Source organism: Riemerella columbina (assembly GCF_030517065.1).
GTDB lineage: Bacteria > Bacteroidota > Bacteroidia > Flavobacteriales > Weeksellaceae > Riemerella > Riemerella columbina_A.
Map to the genome: position 1 here is coordinate 557,503 of NZ_CP103950.1, position 21,720 is coordinate 579,222.

General features: G+C 39.9%; 20 protein-coding genes. 13 read left to right on the top strand and 7 right to left on the bottom strand.

Annotation, left to right across the window (positions count from 1 at the left end; translation table 11 throughout):
• Positions 1 to 424 precede the first annotated feature (424 nt).
• From NYR17_RS02675 to NYR17_RS02705, 7 genes are all read left to right on the top strand, one after another.
• A complete protein-coding gene (locus NYR17_RS02675; RefSeq protein ID WP_018674569.1) occupies positions 425 to 1,258 on the top strand; it encodes a DUF3347 domain-containing protein in 834 nt (277 codons plus the stop codon).
• Between the two features lie 51 nt (positions 1,259 to 1,309).
• A complete protein-coding gene (locus NYR17_RS02680; RefSeq protein ID WP_018674570.1) occupies positions 1,310 to 2,023 on the top strand; it encodes a heavy-metal-associated domain-containing protein in 714 nt (237 codons plus the stop codon).
• A 13-nt stretch (positions 2,024 to 2,036) separates the two neighbouring features.
• Positions 2,037 to 4,247 carry a multicopper oxidase family protein gene (locus NYR17_RS02685; protein WP_302506223.1) on the top strand — a complete coding sequence of 737 codons (2,211 nt, stop codon included), beginning with the start codon at positions 2,037 to 2,039 and terminating at the stop codon, positions 4,245 to 4,247.
• Positions 4,248 to 4,603: 356 nt separating this feature from the next.
• Positions 4,604 to 5,260, top strand: coding sequence for a hypothetical protein (locus NYR17_RS02690; RefSeq protein ID WP_302506224.1), 657 nt, complete (start codon positions 4,604 to 4,606; stop codon positions 5,258 to 5,260).
• A 147-nt stretch (positions 5,261 to 5,407) separates the two neighbouring features.
• Positions 5,408 to 6,625, top strand: a complete 1,218-nt coding sequence (locus NYR17_RS02695) for a TCR/Tet family MFS transporter (RefSeq protein WP_302506225.1) — start codon at positions 5,408 to 5,410, stop codon at positions 6,623 to 6,625.
• A 42-nt stretch (positions 6,626 to 6,667) separates the two neighbouring features.
• A complete protein-coding gene (locus NYR17_RS02700) occupies positions 6,668 to 7,027 on the top strand; it encodes a Sec-independent protein translocase subunit TatA/TatB (RefSeq protein WP_302506226.1) in 360 nt (119 codons plus the stop codon).
• Between the two features lies 1 nt (position 7,028).
• Complete coding sequence (locus tag NYR17_RS02705) at positions 7,029 to 7,592, top strand: phosphatase PAP2 family protein (protein WP_302506227.1); 564 nt, start codon at positions 7,029 to 7,031, stop codon at positions 7,590 to 7,592.
• Here the strand turns inward: NYR17_RS02705 and NYR17_RS02710 are convergent.
• The 4 genes from NYR17_RS02710 to mtaB all read right to left on the bottom strand — a co-directional run bounded on the left by NYR17_RS02710 (position 7,587) and on the right by mtaB (position 11,761).
• Positions 7,587 to 8,030, bottom strand: a complete 444-nt coding sequence (locus NYR17_RS02710) for a copper resistance protein CopD (RefSeq protein ID WP_302506228.1) — start codon at positions 8,028 to 8,030, stop codon at positions 7,587 to 7,589. The genes NYR17_RS02705 and NYR17_RS02710 overlap by 6 nt on opposite strands.
• A gap of 97 nt (positions 8,031 to 8,127) precedes the next feature.
• Positions 8,128 to 9,132, bottom strand: coding sequence for a type I glyceraldehyde-3-phosphate dehydrogenase (gene gap / locus NYR17_RS02715; RefSeq protein ID WP_302506229.1), 1,005 nt, complete (start codon positions 9,130 to 9,132; stop codon positions 8,128 to 8,130).
• A 102-nt stretch (positions 9,133 to 9,234) separates the two neighbouring features.
• Positions 9,235 to 10,221, bottom strand: coding sequence for a 6-phosphofructokinase (gene pfkA, locus NYR17_RS02720; RefSeq protein WP_302506231.1), 987 nt, complete (start codon positions 10,219 to 10,221; stop codon positions 9,235 to 9,237).
• 190 nt (positions 10,222 to 10,411) lie between these two features.
• Positions 10,412 to 11,761, bottom strand: a complete 1,350-nt coding sequence (mtaB, locus tag NYR17_RS02725; RefSeq protein WP_302506232.1) for a tRNA (N(6)-L-threonylcarbamoyladenosine(37)-C(2))-methylthiotransferase MtaB — start codon at positions 11,759 to 11,761, stop codon at positions 10,412 to 10,414.
• Between the two features lie 203 nt (positions 11,762 to 11,964).
• Between mtaB and ruvX the strand changes: the two genes are divergently transcribed.
• The 6 genes from ruvX to NYR17_RS02755 all read left to right on the top strand — a co-directional run bounded on the left by ruvX (position 11,965) and on the right by NYR17_RS02755 (position 16,885).
• Positions 11,965 to 12,378 (top strand): Holliday junction resolvase RuvX, encoded by a 414-nt coding sequence (gene ruvX, locus NYR17_RS02730; RefSeq protein ID WP_302506233.1) that lies wholly within the window; start codon positions 11,965 to 11,967, stop codon positions 12,376 to 12,378.
• Positions 12,375 to 12,947 carry a peptide deformylase gene (def, locus tag NYR17_RS02735; protein ID WP_302506235.1) on the top strand — a complete coding sequence of 191 codons (573 nt, stop codon included), beginning with the start codon at positions 12,375 to 12,377 and terminating at the stop codon, positions 12,945 to 12,947. The genes ruvX and def overlap by 4 nt, the downstream gene beginning before the upstream one ends.
• 27 nt (positions 12,948 to 12,974) lie before the next feature.
• Positions 12,975 to 13,397 carry a DUF5606 family protein gene (locus NYR17_RS02740; RefSeq protein WP_302506237.1) on the top strand — a complete coding sequence of 141 codons (423 nt, stop codon included), beginning with the start codon at positions 12,975 to 12,977 and terminating at the stop codon, positions 13,395 to 13,397.
• A gap of 55 nt (positions 13,398 to 13,452) precedes the next feature.
• On the top strand, positions 13,453 to 14,223 hold the full coding sequence (mazG, locus tag NYR17_RS02745; RefSeq protein WP_302506971.1) for a nucleoside triphosphate pyrophosphohydrolase: 771 nt from the start codon (positions 13,453 to 13,455) through the stop codon (positions 14,221 to 14,223).
• A 40-nt stretch (positions 14,224 to 14,263) separates the two neighbouring features.
• On the top strand, positions 14,264 to 14,986 hold the full coding sequence (locus NYR17_RS02750) for a shikimate dehydrogenase family protein (RefSeq protein WP_302506238.1): 723 nt from the start codon (positions 14,264 to 14,266) through the stop codon (positions 14,984 to 14,986).
• Between the two features lie 78 nt (positions 14,987 to 15,064).
• Complete coding sequence (locus tag NYR17_RS02755) at positions 15,065 to 16,885, top strand: DUF349 domain-containing protein (RefSeq protein ID WP_302506240.1); 1,821 nt, start codon at positions 15,065 to 15,067, stop codon at positions 16,883 to 16,885.
• Positions 16,886 to 16,937: 52 nt separating this feature from the next.
• Here the strand turns inward: NYR17_RS02755 and NYR17_RS02760 are convergent, their stop codons facing one another.
• The 3 genes from NYR17_RS02760 to NYR17_RS02770 are packed head-to-tail and all read right to left on the bottom strand — an operon-like array spanning position 16,938 to position 21,661.
• Entirely contained in the window at positions 16,938 to 19,199 is a 2,262-nt protein-coding gene (locus tag NYR17_RS02760) for a TonB-dependent receptor family protein (RefSeq protein ID WP_302506241.1), read from the bottom strand.
• Entirely contained in the window at positions 19,132 to 20,502 is a 1,371-nt protein-coding gene (locus NYR17_RS02765; protein WP_302506242.1) for an HTTM domain-containing protein, read from the bottom strand. Before NYR17_RS02765 ends, NYR17_RS02760 begins: the two co-directional genes overlap by 68 nt.
• Positions 20,492 to 21,661 carry an imelysin family protein gene (locus tag NYR17_RS02770; protein WP_302506243.1) on the bottom strand — a complete coding sequence of 390 codons (1,170 nt, stop codon included), beginning with the start codon at positions 21,659 to 21,661 and terminating at the stop codon, positions 20,492 to 20,494. The genes NYR17_RS02765 and NYR17_RS02770 overlap by 11 nt, the downstream gene beginning before the upstream one ends.
• Between the last annotated feature and the right edge of the window lie 59 nt (positions 21,662 to 21,720).

Consider the following 21,720-nt stretch of genomic DNA (forward strand, 5'->3'; position numbering starts at 1 on the left):
AATGACTATTCCTTTGAATAGGTTATCGGCATGTAATAATATTACTCCAACTAAAAGTGAAATTCCGTGTCATATAAATTCCAGCGAATCAGCTAACAAACAATCTTGTGATTCGCACGATAATGATAACAACACAAACCATTGTAATGGCAGTTGTAATAATAATTGTCATTGTCCTGCATCGGTAAATATTTCTATCCCTATTAACAATTTTACTACCCCTTTAAACTCGGTAGTTATTTATACAAAAGAAACAAATTGGGCATATCACAATAATATGCCTAAACCTGTTTATCTTCCCATTTGGCAACCACCCAAAATATAAGTTAAAACCTATCTATACAGCCATAGGTATATCCTGTTCACTACAAATAAATCTTCATTTGTAGACAATAACTTATATAATAATTTTAAAATTAAAAAAATGAAACCAATAATTAAATCTTTGGTAGCATTACTAATGCTATCCAACGCAGTATGCTATGCACAAAATATAAAAAATAAAAAGACAACAACTGTAAAAGTTTATGGAAATTGTGAAATGTGTAAAAGCAGAATAGAAAAAGCAGGAAATAAAAAGAGAGAAATCTTTATAGATTGGAACAAAGAAACCAAAATAGCTACTATTTCCTATGACAGTTTAAAAACAAATGAGAGCGAAATATTAAAAAGAATTGCTTTATCAGGGTATGATAACGAGCAATTTCTGTCACCCAATCAGGCTTATGACAATTTACCAAACTGTTGCCAATACAATCGTGCAAAAAACTTTAGTTACAATAATTCAAATCACTCAGAGCACCATTCAGAGAAGAAAAATATCAAACAGAATGATTTGAAAGCAGTGTTTGATAATTATTTCAATTTGAAAGACGCCCTTATAGAATCAGATAAAGAATTAGTGTCCATTAAGGCTAAAGAATTAGGAAAATCATTAGAAAGTATAAAAATGAGTGAATTACAAACAGATATACATAAAGTTTGGATGAAAGTAATGGAAGCCTTAAAGACACAGACAAAAAGTATAGCTAATAGCAAAGATATACAAACACAGAGGATACACTTCATCTCACTTTCAGATGATATATATTCATTGCTAAAGACTGCAAAATATGAAGTACCCGTCTATCATCAGCATTGTCCTATGGCAAATAAAGGCAAAGGAGCAAATTGGTTAAGCACAGAAAAAGTAATTCAAAACCCCTATTATGGGAATACAATGCTTAGATGTGGAGAAACAGTAGAAACAATCAAATAGACAATGAGGGCGAAATGAAAGGTCATTTCGCCTACTCTAAAACAAAAAACAATGAAACATACATATAAAATTACAGGTATGACCTGCGAAAGTTGTGAGGCTAAAGTAAAATCAGCTTTGTTAATGGTAGAAAATGTAATATCTGTAGAAGTATCCAAAGAAAAAAATTTAGCAACTATTACAATGGACAAACATATACCATTGGCAAAATTAAAAGAAAGTTTAGCACCGAAATACAATATCATTGCGGAAGAACATAAAGAGAAAGCAGAAGAAGTAAAATCATGGTTACAAACTTACAAACCAATACTACTCATTTTTGCCTATATTTTTGGAGTTACTTTACTCATTCAGCTCAAAAACAAAAATATTGACTCGTTAGAATGGATGCGTCATTTTATGGCAGGATTCTTTTTAGTTTTTTCTTTCTTCAAAATGTTAAACCTAAAAGACTTTGCCAATACTTATCAGATGTATGATATTGTCGCAAAAAAAATTCCCATTTGGGCATATATCTATGCTTTCATAGAATTACTCTTAGGAGTTGCCTATCTTATTGATTTTAACCCCATAATTACCAATAGCAGTGCGCTTATCATTATGCTTATAAGTATTATAGGAGTAGTACAATCTTTATTAGATAAGAAAAAAATTCAATGCGCTTGTTTAGGAGCTGTTTTCAATCTTCCTATGAGTACCATTACAGTAATTGAAGATGGACTTATGATTGTAATGAGTGCATACATGTTATTTCAATTAACCTAAAAATAAAAGTAAAATGAATAATAAAGCACATAAAAGAATACTATCAATAGTATTGCTACTATTGATGATAACCACTAACATTTACGCGCAAAATGTAGTGCGTTATGAACTAACAGTTACAGACACCATCGTTAATTATTCAGGTGTAGAAAAAAGAGCAATTGCAGTAAACGGACAAATTCCAATGCCTACTCTCACCTTTACAGAAGGAGATATTGCAGAAATCGTAGTACACAATCAACTAAAAGAAAGTACTTCCTTACATTGGCACGGCTTATATGTCCCAAATAAAGAAGATGGCGTACCCTACCTTACACAAATGCCTATTGAACCCAACCATACATTTACCTATCGTTTCCCCATCACCCAAAATGGCACACATTGGTATCACAGCCATAGTGGAATGCAAGAACAATTAGGCATGTACGGCTCACTAATATTAAAGAAAAGGGAAAGCGACCCAACCTTTAGAAAAGGAATCGATGACTTACCACAAGTTCCCATAATCTTAAGTGAATGGACAGACATCAAACCCGAAAATGTACATAGAATGCTACACAATGCCAACGATTGGGGAGGAATTAAAAAAGGCTCTGTACAAAGCTACTCAGAAGCAATAAAAGCAGGACACTTCAAAACAAAATTAGAAAACGAATGGAAACGAATGTTAGCAATGGATGTAAGCGATGTATATTATGATGCCTTTCTAATAAATGGACTAAAGCAAAGCAGGCTATCACACCTAAAAAGTGGAGATAAAGTACGACTTCGTATAGCTAACGCAGGAGCATCATCATACTTTTGGCTTACCTATGCAGGAGGTAAAATAACAGTAGTAGCCAATGACGGGAATGATGTAGAGCCAATAGATGTAGACCGACTCATCATTGGAGTATCCGAAACCTATGACATTATAGTTACTATTCCAAAAGAGGGCTTAGCCTACGAACTTCTTGCTACACCCGAAGACCGTACAGGTTCTGCATCAATCTATCTCGGAAACGGCAAAATCCAATTAGAAAACAGACTTCCAAAGCTCAATTACTTTGAAGGTATGAAAATGATGAATAATATGATGAATTTAGATGGCAGTATGGACGATATGGGAATGAATATGAGTAATCAGAAAATGGATATGAACACCGTGATGTACCCCGAGATAACAACAAAAAAATCAAAACACACGAGCCATACACACAAAAACTCAGAAAATATCATCACCTTAAACTACGGAATGCTAAAAGCCACCAACCCAACCACACTTCCTAAAAATGCCCCCGTAAGAGAATTACGATTTGAATTAACAGGAAATATGAATCGGTATGTATGGAGTATGGATAATAAAGTCCTTTCCGAATCAGACAAAATACTAATTAAGAAAGGAGAAAATGTAAGAATCATACTATATAATAATTCTATGATGCGACACCCTATGCACCTACACGGTCATGATTTTAGATTACTCAATGGACAAGGAGACTACGCACCACTCAAAAATGTTTTAGACATACTACCAATGGAAACAGATACTATTGAATTCAATGCAAACTTAGAAGGCGATTGGTTTTTTCACTGCCATATCCTATACCACATGATGTCAGGAATGAATAGAGTATTTACCTACCAAGACCAAGCACCTAACCCATATCTGCCCGACAAAAAATGGGCTTATAAAAAACTACAAAAAGAAAGCAATCCATTTCACTTTATGTTTGAAAATGATTTTGCTACCAATGGCAACGATGGAATGATGATGATACAAAATACCCGTTGGAGTATAGGTACAGAATGGAGATTAGGCTATCACAAAGAACACGGATTTGAAGTAGAAACACACATCGGTCGGTATATAGGCAAAAATCAATTCTTTATGCCATTCATTGGCTTTGATTGGAGATACAGAAAACAAGACGGAGAAGTCGAAAAGAATATATTCGGTCAAGCCAATACAAAAGACCAACGAGCCGTAATAAGCATTGGAGCTGAATATATCTTGCCTTGGCTGATAACCCTACAAGGAGAGATATTCCAAGATGGGAAAATCCGTTTCCAACTAAAGCGAGAAGATATACCAATTACGCCAAGATTAAGATGGGCATTTATGCTAAATACTGACAAAGAATATATGTCAAGTTTCAAATACATCATAACCCGAAACATTGCTCTCTCTACACATTACGATAGTGATATGGGAGTCGGTATAGGGGCAACTTTCACTTATTAGAAAATATAATAAACAAAAAAGGTCTCTCAAACAGGAGACCTTTTTTCTACAATCATCTGTGGACATATATAAACAAATCGGAGCAATGCAAGAACGACTCGGAGCAACACAAGAACGACTCGGAGCAATGCAAGAACGACTCGGAGCAACATAAGAACGACTCGGAGCAACACAAGAACGACTCGGAGCAACACAAGAACGACTCGGAGCAACACAAGAATGGCTCGGAGCAACACAAGAATGGCTCGGAGTAATGCAAGAACGACTCAGAATAATATAGAAATAGGTGTGTTTATAGTAAATATTAAATTTTTTTCATAAATTTACATCAATACTAATTTTAAAAACCAAATCCTATGAGAACAAGAAAATTATCAGAACTACAGTACCTCGAAAACTACCGAGTTTTATTTACCAATTTAGAGGAGGTACAAGACTTAAAAACCGAATTGGCAGACTACGGCTACGACGATGCCAAAATCGCCGAAGGCAAAGCACTATTCGACCACACACAACAACTCTACGACCAAAACAAACAAGAAACCGCTGAAGAAAAAGAAGCCTACGCCCAATTTTCCGATGCGTTTAGTACCCTAAAGAAAGCCTACAGCAAGCATCGAAAAGTAGCCAAAGTCGCCCTAATGAAAAAGCCCGAACTTTGGAAAACCCTCGCCCTCGATGGCAGCCTATCCGCCGCTTACCTAAAAGCAATGCAAGAAATCAAAACCTTTTACCAGCAAGCCCAAAGCCACAGTGAAGCCAAACCCTTATTAGAAAAGTTTAAAATCAACAAAGAAGCTGTAGATACCCAAGTCGCACAAATTGAAAAAGTAGAAACCCTACGCGCTAAGTACGAAAAAGAAAAAGGCGAAAACCAAAACGCTACCCAACAGAAAAACAAAGCCTTTGCCGACCTATCCGATTGGGTTCGGGAGTTTTACGCCGTAGCCCAAATCGCCTTAGACGACCGCCCTCAACTAATGGAAAGCATCGGCAAGTTTGTAAGAAGCTAACCCCCAAGAAAATCCTGAAACATCATCGTTTTAGGATTTTTTTTAGAGAGGTAGGAAGCGCTTTAACCCCACTTTATGGCAGAGAGGATAAATTCCCCCCAAAAATATCCAAACCATATCTTAATATTTTTGTAGTTTTGCCCCGTTATGCATCGGTCAAAGAAATCTGCAGCCATAGGCTTTATTTTTATCACTTTACTTATTGATATTACGGGGTGGGGGATTATCATTCCCGTTGTCCCGAAGTTGATAGAGGAACTGATCCACGGAGATATTAGCCAAGCCTCTCAGTATGGCGGTTGGTTGAGTTTTGTTTATGCCGTAATGCAGTTTATTTTCGCCTCCGTTTTAGGGAATTTGAGTGACCGCTATGGGCGGCGACCCGTTATTTTGTTTTCGCTCTTGGGCTTTTCAGCAAATTTCTTCCTTCAAGCGTGGGCACCTACCATTATGTGGCTGTTTGTGGGGCGTATTTTGTCAGGGATTACAGGCGCCAGCGTTACCACAGCGAGTGCCTACATCGCGGACATCAGCACCGAAGAAGACCGCTCCAAAAACTTTGGGATGATTGGTGCCGCCTTCGGTTTGGGCTTTATTATAGGGCCTGTGCTGGGCGGTGTGCTGGGGCAGTATGGCGCAAGGGTGCCTTTTTTTGCCGCGGGGATCTTGTGTTTAATCAATTTTGTGTATGGTTATTTTGTGTTGCCAGAAAGCCTTTCGGTGGAAAATCGGCGGGCGTTCAATTGGAAGCGTGCCAACCCCATCGGTTCTTTATTGCAACTGAAAAAATATCCAGAGCTTTTGGGGCTCTTTTCGGCTTGGTTTTTAATCTACATTGCAGGGCACGCCGTGCAGACCAATTGGGCTTATTTTGGAATGTACCGTTTCCATTGGAACGAAACCACGGTGGGCATTTCCTTAGGCGTTATGGGCGCCCTCACAGCATTAGTCCAAGGCGTCCTTTTGAGAAAAATCAACCCAAAATTGGGCAACCAGCGGAGCATTCTCTATGGCATTATGATGTATGGTTTAGGGATGTTGCTGTTCGCATTTGCGGGGCAAAGCTGGATGATGTTTGCCATACTCTTTATTTATTGTTTAGGGGGTATTGCAGGACCTTCGTTGCAGTCGGTTATTTCGGCACAGGTGCCAGCCAATGAACAGGGCGACCTCCAAGGGGCGCTAACCAGTATGATTAGCTTGACCAGCATTATTGGGCCACCGCTGATGACCAATGTCTTTTATTATTTTACCCACAGCGAAGCGCCTTTTCAGTTCCCTGGAGCGCCGTTTTTCCTCGGATTTTTACTGATAACGGTGAGTATCGTGGTGGTATATTATGTATTTCAGAAAAATAAACGGTAATTTTGTGCCGTATTTAGTATTAAAGTTTTATAATTTCGTGTTATGGGAGATTTTAGTTTTAGCGAAATGTTAATGATTGCACTGGTGATTGTGGTGCTGTTTGGACCTAAAAAAATACCACAAATCGCGAGGGAATTGGGGCAAGGCGTACGGAAGATGAAATCCGCAATGGAAGACATTAAAACCGAAATTATGAAAGAAACCGATAACCCTGTCTCCGAAATTAAAAAGGAAATAGAGCAAGTCAAGCAATCTGTACAGGAGGTCAATCCTATGAACGATATTAAAAATGAACTCACCAAAGCGACCAAAGACATCAATGTGGAGGGTACAGGAAACACCGATGCGCCTAAAATATCGCCGTTAGAAGATGAGACTTATGAAGGTCCAGTAAGCCGTTAGTATGCAAGAGATTATCCATTTAGACCAATCCATTTTTTTGTTTCTTAATGGCTTAGGGAACCCTTATTTTGATGCGTTTTGGACTATAGTTTCTGGGAAGCTCACTTGGCTACCGCTGTATTTTATTTTTTTATACTTGATTTTAAAACATTTTAACCGCCGTTCGGTGCTTTATATCTTGTTGTTTATCGCGTTGGGACTGGTGGTTTCTGACCAGTTGGCGAATATTTTCAAAATAGGAGTTCATAGGTTGCGGCCGTGCCAAGACCTTAGTTTAGAAGGTTTGGTGCGAGAGGTGCAGTGTGGCGGCGCTTACGGCTTTTACTCTGCCCATGCCTCTAATACTTTTTTTATCGCCAGTTTTATGTCGGCATTGTTTTCAAAAAAATGGCGTTATTTTTCGTTGTTAGTGTTGCTGTGGGCAGGTTTTGTGTCTTATAGCCGAATTTATTTGGGCGTTCACTTTCCGTTGGATATCCTTTTTGGTGCCGCTGTGGGCTACTTGCTGGGCGGGTTTTTTGCGACTTTAGCCAAGAAAGTGGTGCATCAAAAGCCTATTCTATAAACCGCCATAGCGCACAAAACTCCCTAAAATCAGCATACAAACACCAATAATAGTCACGGAGATGATGTGAAATGCCATCAGCGGTAAAGTCTTAGCACTGAGCTTCGGTAATACCCATAAATTAGCACTTAGAGCAAATAATACCGTACTGAAGAGCAAGAGCAATTTAATGGAAATCACGGTTTCTATCGGGTTAGAAAAATGGAACCAAGTGCTGATGCCTTGCCCAAATTGATATGCCATCCATACGCCTGTGATGACCATCACGACAAGCGCGGGCATTCCTATTTTCTCATATTTCCTCTCAAAGTTGAGCAATAACTCTGGCGATTTTTTTCGCAATACTTCGGGGAGGATGCCTAAGGTTAAGACCAAATGTCCGCCCACCCAAATGGCGGCGCCTATCAGATGAAAAATAAGCAATAAATGATGAGACATAGCGTAATTTTATGCGAAGATAAAAAGAAATTCTGTTTTAAGAAAAAAACCACTCCTAATCAAGAAGTGGTTTTGATTGTTATTGAAAAAGGAATGCTTATAAAGAAGCGGCATGTACCAATAAATCTACCAATTTATTAGAGTACCCCATTTCATTATCATACCAAGACACTAATTTCACAAAGTTTGGAGATAGCATAATCCCTGCACCTTTGTCAAATACAGAAGTTCTCTTCTCTCCTACGAAATCTTGAGAAACCACATCATCTTCAGTGTAACCTAAAATACCTTTTAATTCGCCTTCAGAAGCGGCTTTCATTGCAGCGCAGATTTCATCGTAAGAAGTGGCTTTTTCCAATCTCACGGTAAGGTCTACCACAGAAACATCGGCTGTAGGTACACGGAAAGACATCCCAGTAAGTTTACCGTTAAGAGAAGGGATCACTTTTCCAACCGCTTTGGCTGCACCTGTAGAAGAAGGGATGATGTTGTTTAGCGCAGAACGCCCACCTCTCCAGTCTTTCATTGAAGGACCATCTACGGTTTTCTGAGTAGCGGTAGTGGCGTGTACGGTCGTCATTAAACCTTCTACAATACCGAAGTTATCGTGAACCACTTTTGCCAAAGGCGCTAAACAGTTGGTGGTGCAAGAGGCGTTAGATAAGATTTTAATATCGTCAGTCAATTCTTTGTGGTTAACCCCCATCACAAACATTGGCGTATCATCTTTAGACGGCGCCGAAAGGATCACTTTTTTAGCACCCGCGTTCAGGTGAGCTTCCGCTTTTTCTTTGGTTAAAAATAAACCAGTAGATTCCACGATGTACTCAGCACCAACTTCGTTCCATTTAAGGTTGTTAGGGTCTTTTTCAGCAGTTACTCTGATTTTTTTACCATTCACCACCAAATCATTTCCTTGCACAGAAACTTCGCCTTTGAAAGCCCCGTGTACAGAGTCATATTTAAGCATATAAGCCATATACTCTGCAGTGATGAGGTCGTTGATGCCTACCACTTCGATGTTGTCTCTCTCGGTCATGGCTCTGAATACTAATCTACCAATTCTACCAAAACCGTTAATTCCTACTTTAATTTTTGACATTTTTAAAATATTTATAGTTGTTTTAATTTTCTGTTTTTTCCTTGCGGAGGATGCTCGTTTTTTCGGGTTTAAAGATACGATTTTTTTCTGTATCCCACAGTTTTACATCGCTAAAATTTCCGAAAGCTTGATTAAATCTTGATTGATTTCGTTGTGTTTTTTTATGGCGTCTTCTATCGGCGTAAATACCAATTGATTGGCTCTGATGCCCGCCATTACATTGGTTAAGCCTTTTCTAAGTCCCTCCACAGCGCCATAACCTAAGCGGCTTGCCAGCACTCTGTCGGCACAACTTGGCGTGCCTCCTCTTTGGATGTGTCCTAAAATGGTCACTCTAATATCATAATCAGGGAATTCGGCTTTGGTTTTCTCTGCTAATTCGTAGGTAGAAGCCAGCTTTTCGCCCTCTGCCACCACCACGATGGAGGAACTTTTGCCGCGTTTCTGTGCGGTATAAAAATTTTGAAACATATCCTCTATGCTGTCCTTGCGCTCAGGGATAAGGATGTCAATAGCGCCCGAGGCAATGCCACTATTGAGCGCGATAAAACCAGCATCTCGCCCCATTACCTCTACAAAAAACACCCGATTGTGCGAAGTCGCCGTGTCTCGGATTTTGTCAATGGCATCTATGGCAGTATTGAGGGCGGTATCATAACCGATCGTGAAGTCTGTGCCGAAAATATCATTGTCAATGGTGCCAGGAACGCCAATCACCTTAATGCCGTGCTCTTCGCTGAAGATTTTAGCCCCCGTGAAAGTGCCGTCCCCACCGATGCAAACCAAGGCATTGATGCCGTGTTTCACGCATTGTTCATAAGCTTGCTGGCGACCTTCTACCGTTCTAAATGCAGTAGAACGCGCCGATTTTAGAATGGTACCCCCTTGGTTGATGATGTTTTTTACCGAGCGAGGTCCCATAGCAATAAGGTTGCCCTCCATCAGTCCATTATAACCTTCTCTAATGCCTACACATTCTATATTATAATAGTGGGCGGTTCTTACCACAGCGCGGATGGCGGCATTCATCCCAGGCGCATCGCCACCTGAGGTAAGCACACCTATTTTTTTTAATTTGGATTCTGACATAATTCTACTGATTTTTCATAGCAAAATTACGACTTTTTATTGGATTTTTCAAGGTGATTTTTTACCGTGCTATTGCGGTGGTAGATGAGGTATTGCGCTTTGAAATTTTTCCACATCGTGTTGAAAAAATCTTCTATTCTTCAATTTTTACCTGATAGGGTAGAGACCGACGCTTTGAATAGCCTCAATTTTAGATTTTATTCAGAAAATCATCAAAGGCAGGAGAGACAGAAACGGTGCCGTCATCTTCTATTTTATAGAGTTTGAGGTGTTCTATTTGGTTAGCAGACTCAGTTTGGAAAGGCTTTTTCACACGAACATAATTCTCGGTGAAGCCATACATCATTCCGTTTTTATTCTCGTGTTCCCAAAGAATAGGCAAGGTTTTCCCTAATTGAGATTGATAAAATGCCATTTTCTTCTTCTCGGAAAGGATCCGGAGCATTTTATTTCTTTTTTTCCTTTCAGGAATGGGCACCACGCCTTCCATCTGGGCGGCTTCTGTATTTTCTCGCTCGGAGTAGGTAAAGGTGTGGAGGTAGGTAATAGGCAACGCGTTGAGGAAGTGATAAGTTTCTAAAAACTTCTCTTCCGTTTCCCCAGGGAAGCCCACAATCACATCTACGCCAATGGCAGCATTTGGCAGCACAGATTTTATTTTTTCTATCCGATTTTGGTAAAGTGGAGTCAAGTAGCGGCGTTTCATTTTTTTCAATAAATCATCGCTCCCAGACTGCAGCGGAATATGGAAATGAGGTACAAAGCGCTGACTTTGAGCCACCAAATCTATGCTTTCATCTTTGAGTAAGTTGGGCTCAATGGAAGAAATCCTAATCCGCTCAATGCCTTGCACTTGGTCTAATGCTGTGATGAGGTCTAAAAAGGTATGCTCGTGTTTTTTATTGCCAAATTCGCCTTTGCCATAATCTCCAATGTTCACGCCTGTCAGTACAATTTCCTTGATGTCTTTTTGTGCAATTTCTTGAGCATTTTTGATGATATTTTCAATGGTATCAGACCGAGAAATTCCTCTCGCCAAAGGAATGGTGCAGTAGGTGCATTTATAATCGCAGCCGTCTTGCACCTTCAGAAAGGCGCGCGTTCTATCGCCAATAGAGTAGGAGCCGATGAAGAAATCGGTTTCTTCAATCTCGCAAGAATGGACAATACCTTCGTGCTCGGTTTTCTCCAAATCTTCTAAATAACTGAGAATGTTGAACTTTTCCTTAGCGCCAAGAACCAAATCTACGCCTTCTATTTTAGAAATTTCCTCAGGTTTCAGCTGGGCATAGCACCCCACAATTACCACCAAACCATCAGGATTGGCTTTCATAGCTCTTTTTACATGGAGCTTGCACTCTCTATCCGCATTTTCGGTAACAGAACAAGTGTTGATGATGTAGACATTTGCTGGTTCATCAAAACTGACTTTTTCGTACCCTGCACCTGTCAGTTGTCTGGCGATGGTGGAGGTTTCCGCGAAGTTGAGCTTGCATCCTAAAGTGTGGTATGCCGCTGTTTTTGAGGTTGTCGTTGCCATAAGAAAATAAGTTTGCAAATTTAAGGATTTTTTGTAGAACTCAAAAAACGGACTTGCAGGTCTTTTTTATTGAAGGGAATTAAGGCAAAAGCGCACAGCATAAAGGGAACTTTAAATTCTGAAATTGAATAGCGGGGATTAAATCCAAAATTTGGCAATAGAAAATAGCGTTTTCTCAAAAATTTATTAAATTTGCATCTTTTATGGGACAGATTTTGGGTATAGACTACGGCAAACGGCGCACAGGCATAGCGATAACAGATGATATGAAGCTGATAGCCAGCGGACTAACTACCGTAGAAACTCCGCAACTGATGGATTTTCTTAAAAATTATCAAAGTCAGCATCAGGTGGAGGCTGTAGTGGTCGGCTATCCCATAGATTTAAGAGGGCAAGTGTCTGAAATAGAAACCGATATTTTGTCTTTTTTAGAAGAATATAAAACGGCATTTCCGAAGGTAGAAATCCATAGGTTAGATGAGCGGTTTACTTCTAAAATGGCTTCGTTTTTTATCAGCCAAAGTGGAAAAAGTAAGAAGCAAAAACAAAATAAAGGATTGATAGATCAGGTAAGTGCCACCATAATTTTACAAAATTTTTTAGAACAGAAAAAATGATTTTACCAATAAGAGCCTATGGCGACCCTATTCTTAGAAAGAAAGGCAAGGCTATTTCGCCAGATTATCCGCAGCTTAAAGAGTTGATCGCAAATATGTATGATACGATGGTAGGCGCTCATGGCATAGGACTTGCTGCACCGCAGATAGGTTTAGATATTCGGCTGTTTGTGGTAGATGTATCGCCATTGGCAGAAGATGAAGATTACGCCGATATTGCGGATGAACTTAAAGATTTTAAAAAAGTATTCATCAATGCTAAAATTTTAGAGGAATCTGGCGAAGAGTGGAAGTTTAACGAAGGTTGCCTCTCCATACCAGAAGTTCGGGAAGATGTTAAAAGGAAAGACACCATTGTGATAGAGTATTATGATGAAAATTTCCAAAAACATACGGAAACTTATTCAGACATCAGAGCCCGCGTGATCCAGCACGAGTACGACCATATAGAGGGTATTCTCTTCACCGATAAACTCTCTGCACTAAAGAAAAAATTGGTGAAAGGCAAGCTCAGCAAAATCTCTAATGGCGAGGTGCAGGTGAATTATAAAATGAGATTTCCTAAATAAATAATAAACTAAAAATATATAACAGATATGCAGTTAGAAAAAATAATTTCAATCTCGGGTAAGCCAGGGCTTTATCGTTTGGTCTCTCAGTTGAGAAACGGCTTTATCGTGGAAGATATTACCACAAAAAAGAAAATCAGCATCTCTAATTCCAGCCAAGTTAGCTTGTTGGATAACATCGCGATGTTTAGCTTTGATAGAGAAGTGCCATTGTTTGAAGTGATGGAAAATATCGCTAAAAATGAAGATTATAAAGCCACCATCAACCATAAATCTACTGATGAAGAACTGAGAGCTTTTATGCTCAAAACCTTACCGAATTATGATACAGAGCGCGTTTATATTTCGGATATTAGAAAATTAGCCCAGTGGTACAACCTCCTTCATAAGGCGGGCTACATCACACCAGAGAGTTTTGTAAAAGAAGAAACTCCAGCAGAAGAACAATAAAAACCGATAAAACTTTGCTAATCTATTTGGCAAAGTTTTTTTTAAGCATTGGATGATGAACACCAGAACCCAGCAACTCAAATATTTTGATAACCTCCTAACCATTATGGACGACCTGAGAGCCCAGTGCCCTTGGGACAAAAAACAAACCCTACAAAGCCTGCGGCACCTCACCTTGGAAGAGGTGTATGAACTTTCGGATGCGCTGTTAGCCGAAGATTTAGATGAAATAAAAAAAGAGTTGGGCGATGTTTTGCTGCATTTGGTTTTTTATGCTAAAATAGGCTCGGAAAAAGGCAGTTTTGATATCGGCGATGTTATAAAATCCTTGAACGAGAAACTGATATTTAGACACCCCCACATCTACGGCAATGTGGAAGCCAACGATGAAGAAACGGTAAAACAAAATTGGGAAAAACTGAAACTGAAAGAAGGCAATACTTCCATTTTGTCAGGCGTGCCCAAGGGCTTACCCTCGCTGATTAAGGCATATAGAATCCAAGACAAAGTGAAGGGTATCGGCTTTGATTTCCCTAATCAAGAAGCCGCTTGGGAAAAGGTTCAAGAAGAATGCACGGAGTTTTTGCAAGCCACCACCGCAGACCAAAAAGAAATGGAATTTGGAGATGTACTCTTCTCGCTGATCAACTATGCGCGGCAGGTGGGCATCAATCCAGATACGGCGTTGGAGCGTACCAATCAGAAATTTATTCACCGTTTTCAAATGATGGAAAAGTTGGCAGCGCAGCGGAACCAACCTTTAGAAAATCTCTCCATAGAAGCTTTGGATGCCCTTTGGAACGAAGCCAAGCAAAACAGCCAATAGAGCGCTACCATCACCAATGATGATCAAAAAACAATTGACTATGAAACAATTAGGTTTAATAGGACGAAATATTTCGTATTCATTTTCTAAGAAATATTTTGAGGCTAAATTTAGGAAATTACTCATCAAAACGGTAGATTATTCCATTTTTGATATAAAGGATATTGCGGAAGTAGAAACTTTATTTCAACGACCTCATTTGGTGGGTTTTAATGTGACTATTCCGTATAAAGTTCAGATTATAAAGTATTTAGATGCGCTGAGTGCAGAGGCGGAAGCTATTGGCGCCGTGAATACCGTAGCGGTTGTTGAGGGCAAGAAAATCGGCTATAATACCGATGCTTTTGGCTTTGAAAAAACCTTGAATTTACACCAGAAACCGCACCATCATAGCGCTTTAATCTTTGGCGATGGCGGTGCTGCACAAGCGGTTAAGTATGTCCTTAACCAAAAGAATATCCCTTATCAGGTGGTTTCCAGAGCGGGGGAACTGACTTTTGAGAATTTGGACGCTGCTGTCATCAAAGACCATCCTATTTTAATCCAATGCACGCCAGTAGGCACTTTCCCGAATGTAGAAGACACATTGCCGCTACCGTTGGAGGGCGTTTCTGACCAACATTTAGCCATAGATTTAATCTACAATCCAGAACAAACGCAGTTTCTAAAAAATGCAGCACAAAAAGGCGCCAAAACCGCCAATGGACTCTTAATGTTGGAGCAGCAGGCAGAAAAAGCTTGGGAAATTTGGAATTTAGAATAAAAAACCTTTAATTTAGTGCCAGCATAAATGGACGCAAAAGTCCGCCGCAGATATTTAACTTTTTAAAATTACACCACGATGAATAATGATTCTATAAACGCTGATAATGAGCAACTTAATAATTTAGAAGCTCCTAATGAAAATGAAAAACAGCAACCTTCAGCCCCAGAATTGGTACCCGCTGAAGAAACGCTGTATGAGGCTGAAACCCACACAGATGAGCACGAAGAAGATCAATATCAGCAACATTCGTTGAAGGATTTGGTAGATGCTTTGGAGCGTTTAATCAATTTAGAAAATGCAGGAGAGGAAGGGCAAAAATTTAATGCCTTGAGAAAAAGCATCGCGGAGAAAATAGAGGAAGAGGTGGAAGCCCAAAAAGAAGCCCACGATAATAGCGGCTCTTCGGAAGTGTTTCATTATGAGCATCCTTTGCAGTCTAAATTTTCTGCACTCATTCATATTTTTAAAGAAAAGCAAGAGACTTTCCATCGGCAGCAGGCAGAGGAACATCAGCATAATTTAGAAGTTCGGCAAGGCATCATTGAAAAGTTGAAAAATCTGTACACCAATACGGAGCCTGGCACCAATCTATTTAAAGCGATTAGAGAGATTAAAGAAGCGTGGGCGAATGCGGGCAAGGTGGCAAAATCAGAGTTTAAGTTGCTGAATAACAATTATTATCATCACCTCAATGGGTTTTATGAAATGCTGGATCTTAACAAAGAATATCGTGAGCAGGAGTATGCCCATAATTTAGAAAAGAGAAAACACATCATCGCTCGGGCTTATGAGCTTTTGGAGGAGCCTAAGGTGCAACAAGCTCTCAACGAATTGCAATATTTACATAAGCTTTGGCGCGAAGAGGCAGTGCCTGTTGCAGAGGAATTTAGAGAGCCTACTTGGCAAGAATTTAGACAAATATCGGATAAAATCCACGATAGAAAAGCAGAATTATACGCACAGATAGATGCCGAGCAGCAGGATAATTTAGCTAAGAAAAACGCGATTATAGCACAGATTAAAGCTTTGGTAACACCAGAAAAAGAGCCTAATCATAATTATTGGCAAAAGGCAATTAAGAAAATGGAGGCGCTCCGAGAGGAATTTTTAAAGTTAGGCAATGTGCCCAAAAAACTTTCTACTCAAAACTGGACAGATTTTAAACAAAGCGTAAGGGCTTTTAATACCGCTAAAAATCAGTATTATAAGAATTTGAAATCGGTGCAGATTAAGAATTTAGAAGCTAAATATCAATTGATTAAAGTGGCGCAGGATAATAAAAATTCTGAAGATTGGGAGACTATGGTGCCTTTATTCAAAAAACTGCAAAAAGATTGGCAAAATATTGGACATGTGCCAAGAAATCAAGCCAATAAAGTTTGGGATGCGTTTAGGGAGGCTTGCAATTATTTCTTTGAGCAATACCGCACCAAAAGCGATGCCGCAGGCGACGACTGGAATGCCAATTTTAGACAGAAAAAAGCCCTCCTTGATGAGCTGAAAGCCATAGAGCAATCCGAGGGCAGCTTAGAAAAAATAGAGAACATTAAAAATCAGTGGAACGCTATTGGCAAGGTGCCGAGAGACAAAATAGGCATCAATTCGGAGTTTAACAGAACCCTAAAACTAAAACTAAAACTCAACAACCTCAATGAGTACGACCTGAAAGAGGAAGGGCTTTCTGAATCTCAAGTCACCGATAAGGCACGCAAACTGAGAAACCAAATTATGGACTTAGAGGCAGAGATTGTCAAGTTAGAAAACAACCTTTCCTTCTTTAGCAACCCAACCAGAGACAACCCTCTATTAAAAGAAACTTTCGCTAAAATAGACGATAAAAAACAGCAATTAGAAAGCCTTAAGAACACCTTACACCAAATGATTACAGGAGGGTAGATTGAGCCTAAAATAAATCCCGCCGCTTAAACTAAGGCGGCGGGATTATCAATTACCATTTAATTTCCATTGTGAGGTAGTATTGTCTTGGTGCTGATGGAATAATCCCAGGACCAGGATAGCCAGTGGCACGCCGCGTGAAATAAACCTCGTTGAGCAGGTTGTTTACGCCCATTTCTATTTTGAAACGTGAAGACCAGCGGTAAGATAGTGAAGCATCTACAATTTGATACGCGGGAATACTCCCACGGATACCCCAAATATGGTCGTTAGGGTCTGTCGGCTCATTGGTAGCACTGGTAAATTGCTCGCTCATATAGCTGTGTAGCAGGCTGCCCAAGAAATTTTTATATCCAATGGAAAGCCCAGATTTGAGGTTCACTTTTGGAACATATTCCACACGATTGCCTTTAATTCCAGGGATTTCGGATTTGGTATATTCCGAATGGGTAATAGCGGTATTTAGGAACAAGTTCCACTTCCAATTTTCGGCGTTATGGAGCAATATTTTGTTGAGGTTAAAGTCTATAAGGGATTCTAACCCTGCAATAAATGCCGCTCCTACATTGGTTCTTACTTTGGCAACATCAGAAAATAAACCCTCGCGTTTGCGGAACACATTATCAATGCGGTTATTGTACCAAAGCCCAAAGAGGTTAATATCATAAGAAATATTATTCATCCAGTTACCTCTTATCCCGATGTCGCCAGTATAGCCTGTTTCATCTTGAATATTAGGATCCACCACTTGCGAGTTATTCTCCACGCGAATATCACTAAAAGTCACCGAACGGTAGTTTTGAGAAAGGTTTGCATAGGCTTCAAAAGCTTTAAGAGGCTTATACGAAACCCCTAAACCAAACAAAAAGAAATTTCGCTGGCGCTGCTCCTCTTCGTTAAAGGTTTTATTGAAAATTACATTGCCTGCATTATCCTCAATAATCCGCTGATAAGCTCCTTGGCTGCCCGTTTGTATCCACTCCCAGCGGATGCCAGGCACCACAGACCAATACTCACCCAATTTGATGATGTTTTCTGAGAAAAATGCTAAATTTTGGTTAGGATAGCGGTAATCTGATTGAAAAAAATAGTTAATATTCTGCTCATCAAAGTTAAAATCAGGACCAATGCCTGTGCTACCAGGACCTTGGCGACCGCTATTATTGGCACGATAATATTTACCACCGATGAGGAAAGCATGGTTCTTCTTGCCATACTGCTTGAGAAATCTGGCTTCTACACCCCAATTTTTAAAATCGCCAGTAATTAAATCCCGAACGGCACCATCATAATCTGGATGGGCGACCTTGGAAGGGCGATATCCCAAAGAATATCTGGATGCATTTAGCCCAAAAGCATTCAAATTAAAAACCGAAGTTTTAGAAAATTTGTGGTTAAGTTTCAAGTTATAAAGATTCCAATCCACATGGAACCAATTTCGGGTTCTTTGGCTTTGGTAAGGGTCTTGATGAAATTGTGCATCGGTCAATCCGCCAGGTTGGTGGGCAAGGTAATTGAACTTCGTGATCTCTGCGGAAGCTGTTGTTTTATCCGAAAGCGCATAATCCAAATGCAGATAAAAGTTTCGGGAATTATAATCAGAATTGGCTTGGAAACCATCGCCTTGTTTATAATTAAAAAAGGTATAGTAGCCTAATTTGCTCACGGTACCACTTAGAGAATTAAAAGTGGTATGGGTATTAAAACTGGCATAAGTATTCCTGCTGATGAGTTCTATCGGTTTATTTTTCTCTGGCGATTTGAGCTTAAAATTCATCAATCCTCCGAACTGAGTACCATATTGTAACGAAGCGGCGCCTCGCACAATTTGTATTTCCTCCAGTGCTTCAGCGGGAGGCGTATAATAACTTTCGGGGTAGCCCAAAACATCGGCGCTAATATCATAGCCGTTTTGGCGTGTGTTAAAATTAGCCGAGCGGTTGGGGTTGAGACCACGCCCGCCAATATTGAGTTGCAACCCGCCATCATTGCTGTCAAAAACATTCACACCTGCCACTTGTGAGAAGATTTGCCGAGGGTTATTTAGGGCTTTATTCACGATTTTCACATCCATTAAAATAACCTCGGTTTTCTTAGCCGCGAAGATGCTGGTTTGCTCTACCTCACGAAGTTTACGGTTTTCAAAGGCTTCTAATTTATTTTTGATGAGTTGCACCTCTTTAATCTCGCGGACGCGCTCTTGCTCTTGGGCATATAAAAATAACGGCGCCACGCATAGCGCTATGCTACAAGCCTTTGATGCGATCTTTAAACGGTAAAATCCAGTGTTTAGGGAGGAAAGATTCTTTTTCATTTGCTAAATCTACATTAGGGTTAATATATAATTGACTTTTTCGCCCATTGAGCGCCACATATACCTCTGCGAAAACTTGAGGATTTTCCACACCTTTTTTTTCAAAATAAGCTTTGAGGAAGTGGGCATATTGCAGGATGAAATCGGGCTGAAAAGCCATTTGTTTTTCTTGGGTAGGTGTAAGAAAATCAGAGTTTTCTACAATATAAGTTTCTTTGGTTTTAGGGTTGTACACTTTAAATTCGGCATAGCCTGTTTTTTCCATGAGCATCACGCGCCAAGAGAATCTAAAACCTTCCTCTGTCCAGAACAACTCGTTAGGGTAGAGGAGGTAGCGCCACGGCAATAAAATTTGTACTGTGAAAAAAAAGGTTAAAATCACAGCAATAGGGCGCTTTAAAATTTTTGGCAGATGATAAATTTTCTGATTTTCGTATTTTTTAGGATTGAGATTAAGGCTGCGGTAGAGGTTTGCCCATAGTTTTTGATGCCATTCAGGAGAGAAATAAATGGTAGCGCCAAACATCATCACAAAAGGAAAAATGCCAATAGGGAACAAAATCCAAGTAAGCGTATGGAACACCACCACACTTAGAAAAGCCCAAGGTCGTGTTTTTTTATGCCACAGTAGAAAGGGAATGCAGAGATCGTAGAGCGCTCCAGCCCACGCGAATACAAAAGCGGTGGCATTTTGGTCTAACAAAGGACCGATTAGCGGTAGGTGAAATTTTGAGGAAAGCCATATTTTCAGCGGCATTGCGTGGAGCAACCAATCCGAGTTGAGTTTGCAAAGCCCAGCATAAAAGTAAACGATAGCCACTAAAAGTTTGATAGCATTAACCGTCCAAGCTGGCACCCATTGTTTTCGGTATTGTGGATGGCGTTCGGCATCAATGGAAAAGGCAGCATTCATCGGCAAAAAAATCATCAGAAAGCTTAGAATACTGATGAAGTAATAATGGTTGAGATAGTTGGTTTTGTCCATTAGCTCTATATAAGTGAAGCTGAGGAAAAATCCGATGATGGCAAAGCGGTACCAAAGCCCTATCATCACCAAAAAAGCAAAAATACCCGCTAAAATAAAGAGGGCGTAAGTGTAGATACCTAAGGGTTTTATCCATTCAAAACTGTAATAACTGAAGAAAAATTTCGGCTGAATATAGAGGCTATCAATCCAGCCATAAGCGAAAAATCGTCCAATGCTGACCAACATCAGTACGCCAAAAAATAACCTATAAGTGCTCAATATACAAGCACTTACAGGTTGGAATAAAACTTTATGTATCAAGCTTTTAGTCACCATCTGTGTCCATATAAGAAATCGTGATGTTAAGAACTTGTGCCATATCTACTTTGAGCTTAGGAATATTATTCTGAAGCTGTCCATAGGCCGTTTTCATTGGGTTGATGTCCGTGGCTATTTGCTCTTTAAAGTTAGGTTTTAGCGCTCCAATCGCTGTTTTAGCATAATCAAACTGGGTGTTAATGTCCTTTGCTAAGGTTTTATTTTGGTTGATTTTGTTGCTCATATAGTCTATGTATTGCTGTAGCGAAGGACCTTGAGCGCCATCTTTGCCCTTACCTTGGAAGAAATTTTGCATCGCTTGGGTGCCTAAGAGTGCATAGGAACGGTTGTACTGCGGCGAAAATTGACTTTCTACCAATTCTGGCTTAGGCGCCTCACTTTGTTGCATATACATTGGGGTTAGAATCCCCGAAGGATAGCCGATTTTCCCAGCACGGAGGTTTTTCTCATAATATTGAACATAGGCATTAACCACCAAGCTAATGCTACCCGAAGCACTGCTGCCCGTATTGTTGATGAACTGCGTGCGTGTGGCTTTCAAATCGGATAAAACTTCTGTTGAAGATTTTAGGATTTCCTTAGAAAGCGCTTGTATATAAGCATGATAGGCAGGCGCATTGGCATCATTGGTGAAGTGTGAGATAATCGCCTCATCAGAATTGCCAAATCCATTGATGAGGTAGTCTATCGCAGGAAGACCTTGGGCAATTTGCCCACCGCTAATTTTGGAAAGCTTACGGAATTCATAGTCTTTTGCAATGGCGTTTTGTTTGATGTTCTCTACATTGGTCGGATAGGTGTTGAGGCGGTATTGAAAATTGATATCCTCAGCCTTTCCAAAACGATAAAATCCAATGTATTGATAAGCTTCATAAGCCTTGTTGAGGGCTACTCTTGCCGCATTAAGGTTGGCAGAGTTGGGAGTTTCAGTAAAAATCTTGATTTTTTCTTCTAAAGTTTCTGCGGTTTGGGCAAAATCTTGGGTATAAGGGATAAAAAAATGATCTATCCAATGGGTTAGCATAGCGGTTCTATCAAAACCATCTGTGGTGCCAGAGCCGTTGCCTTCACTCCCAGAGCCACTATCACTGCCGCCACACGAGCTGAGCCATAAGAAAAAACCGAGTAATAAGGAGATTTTAAAGTATTTTATCATAAGAGTAATATTTAAGCCACTACAGCCCTGAGGAAAATCAAGGCTGTGGTGTGGCTATG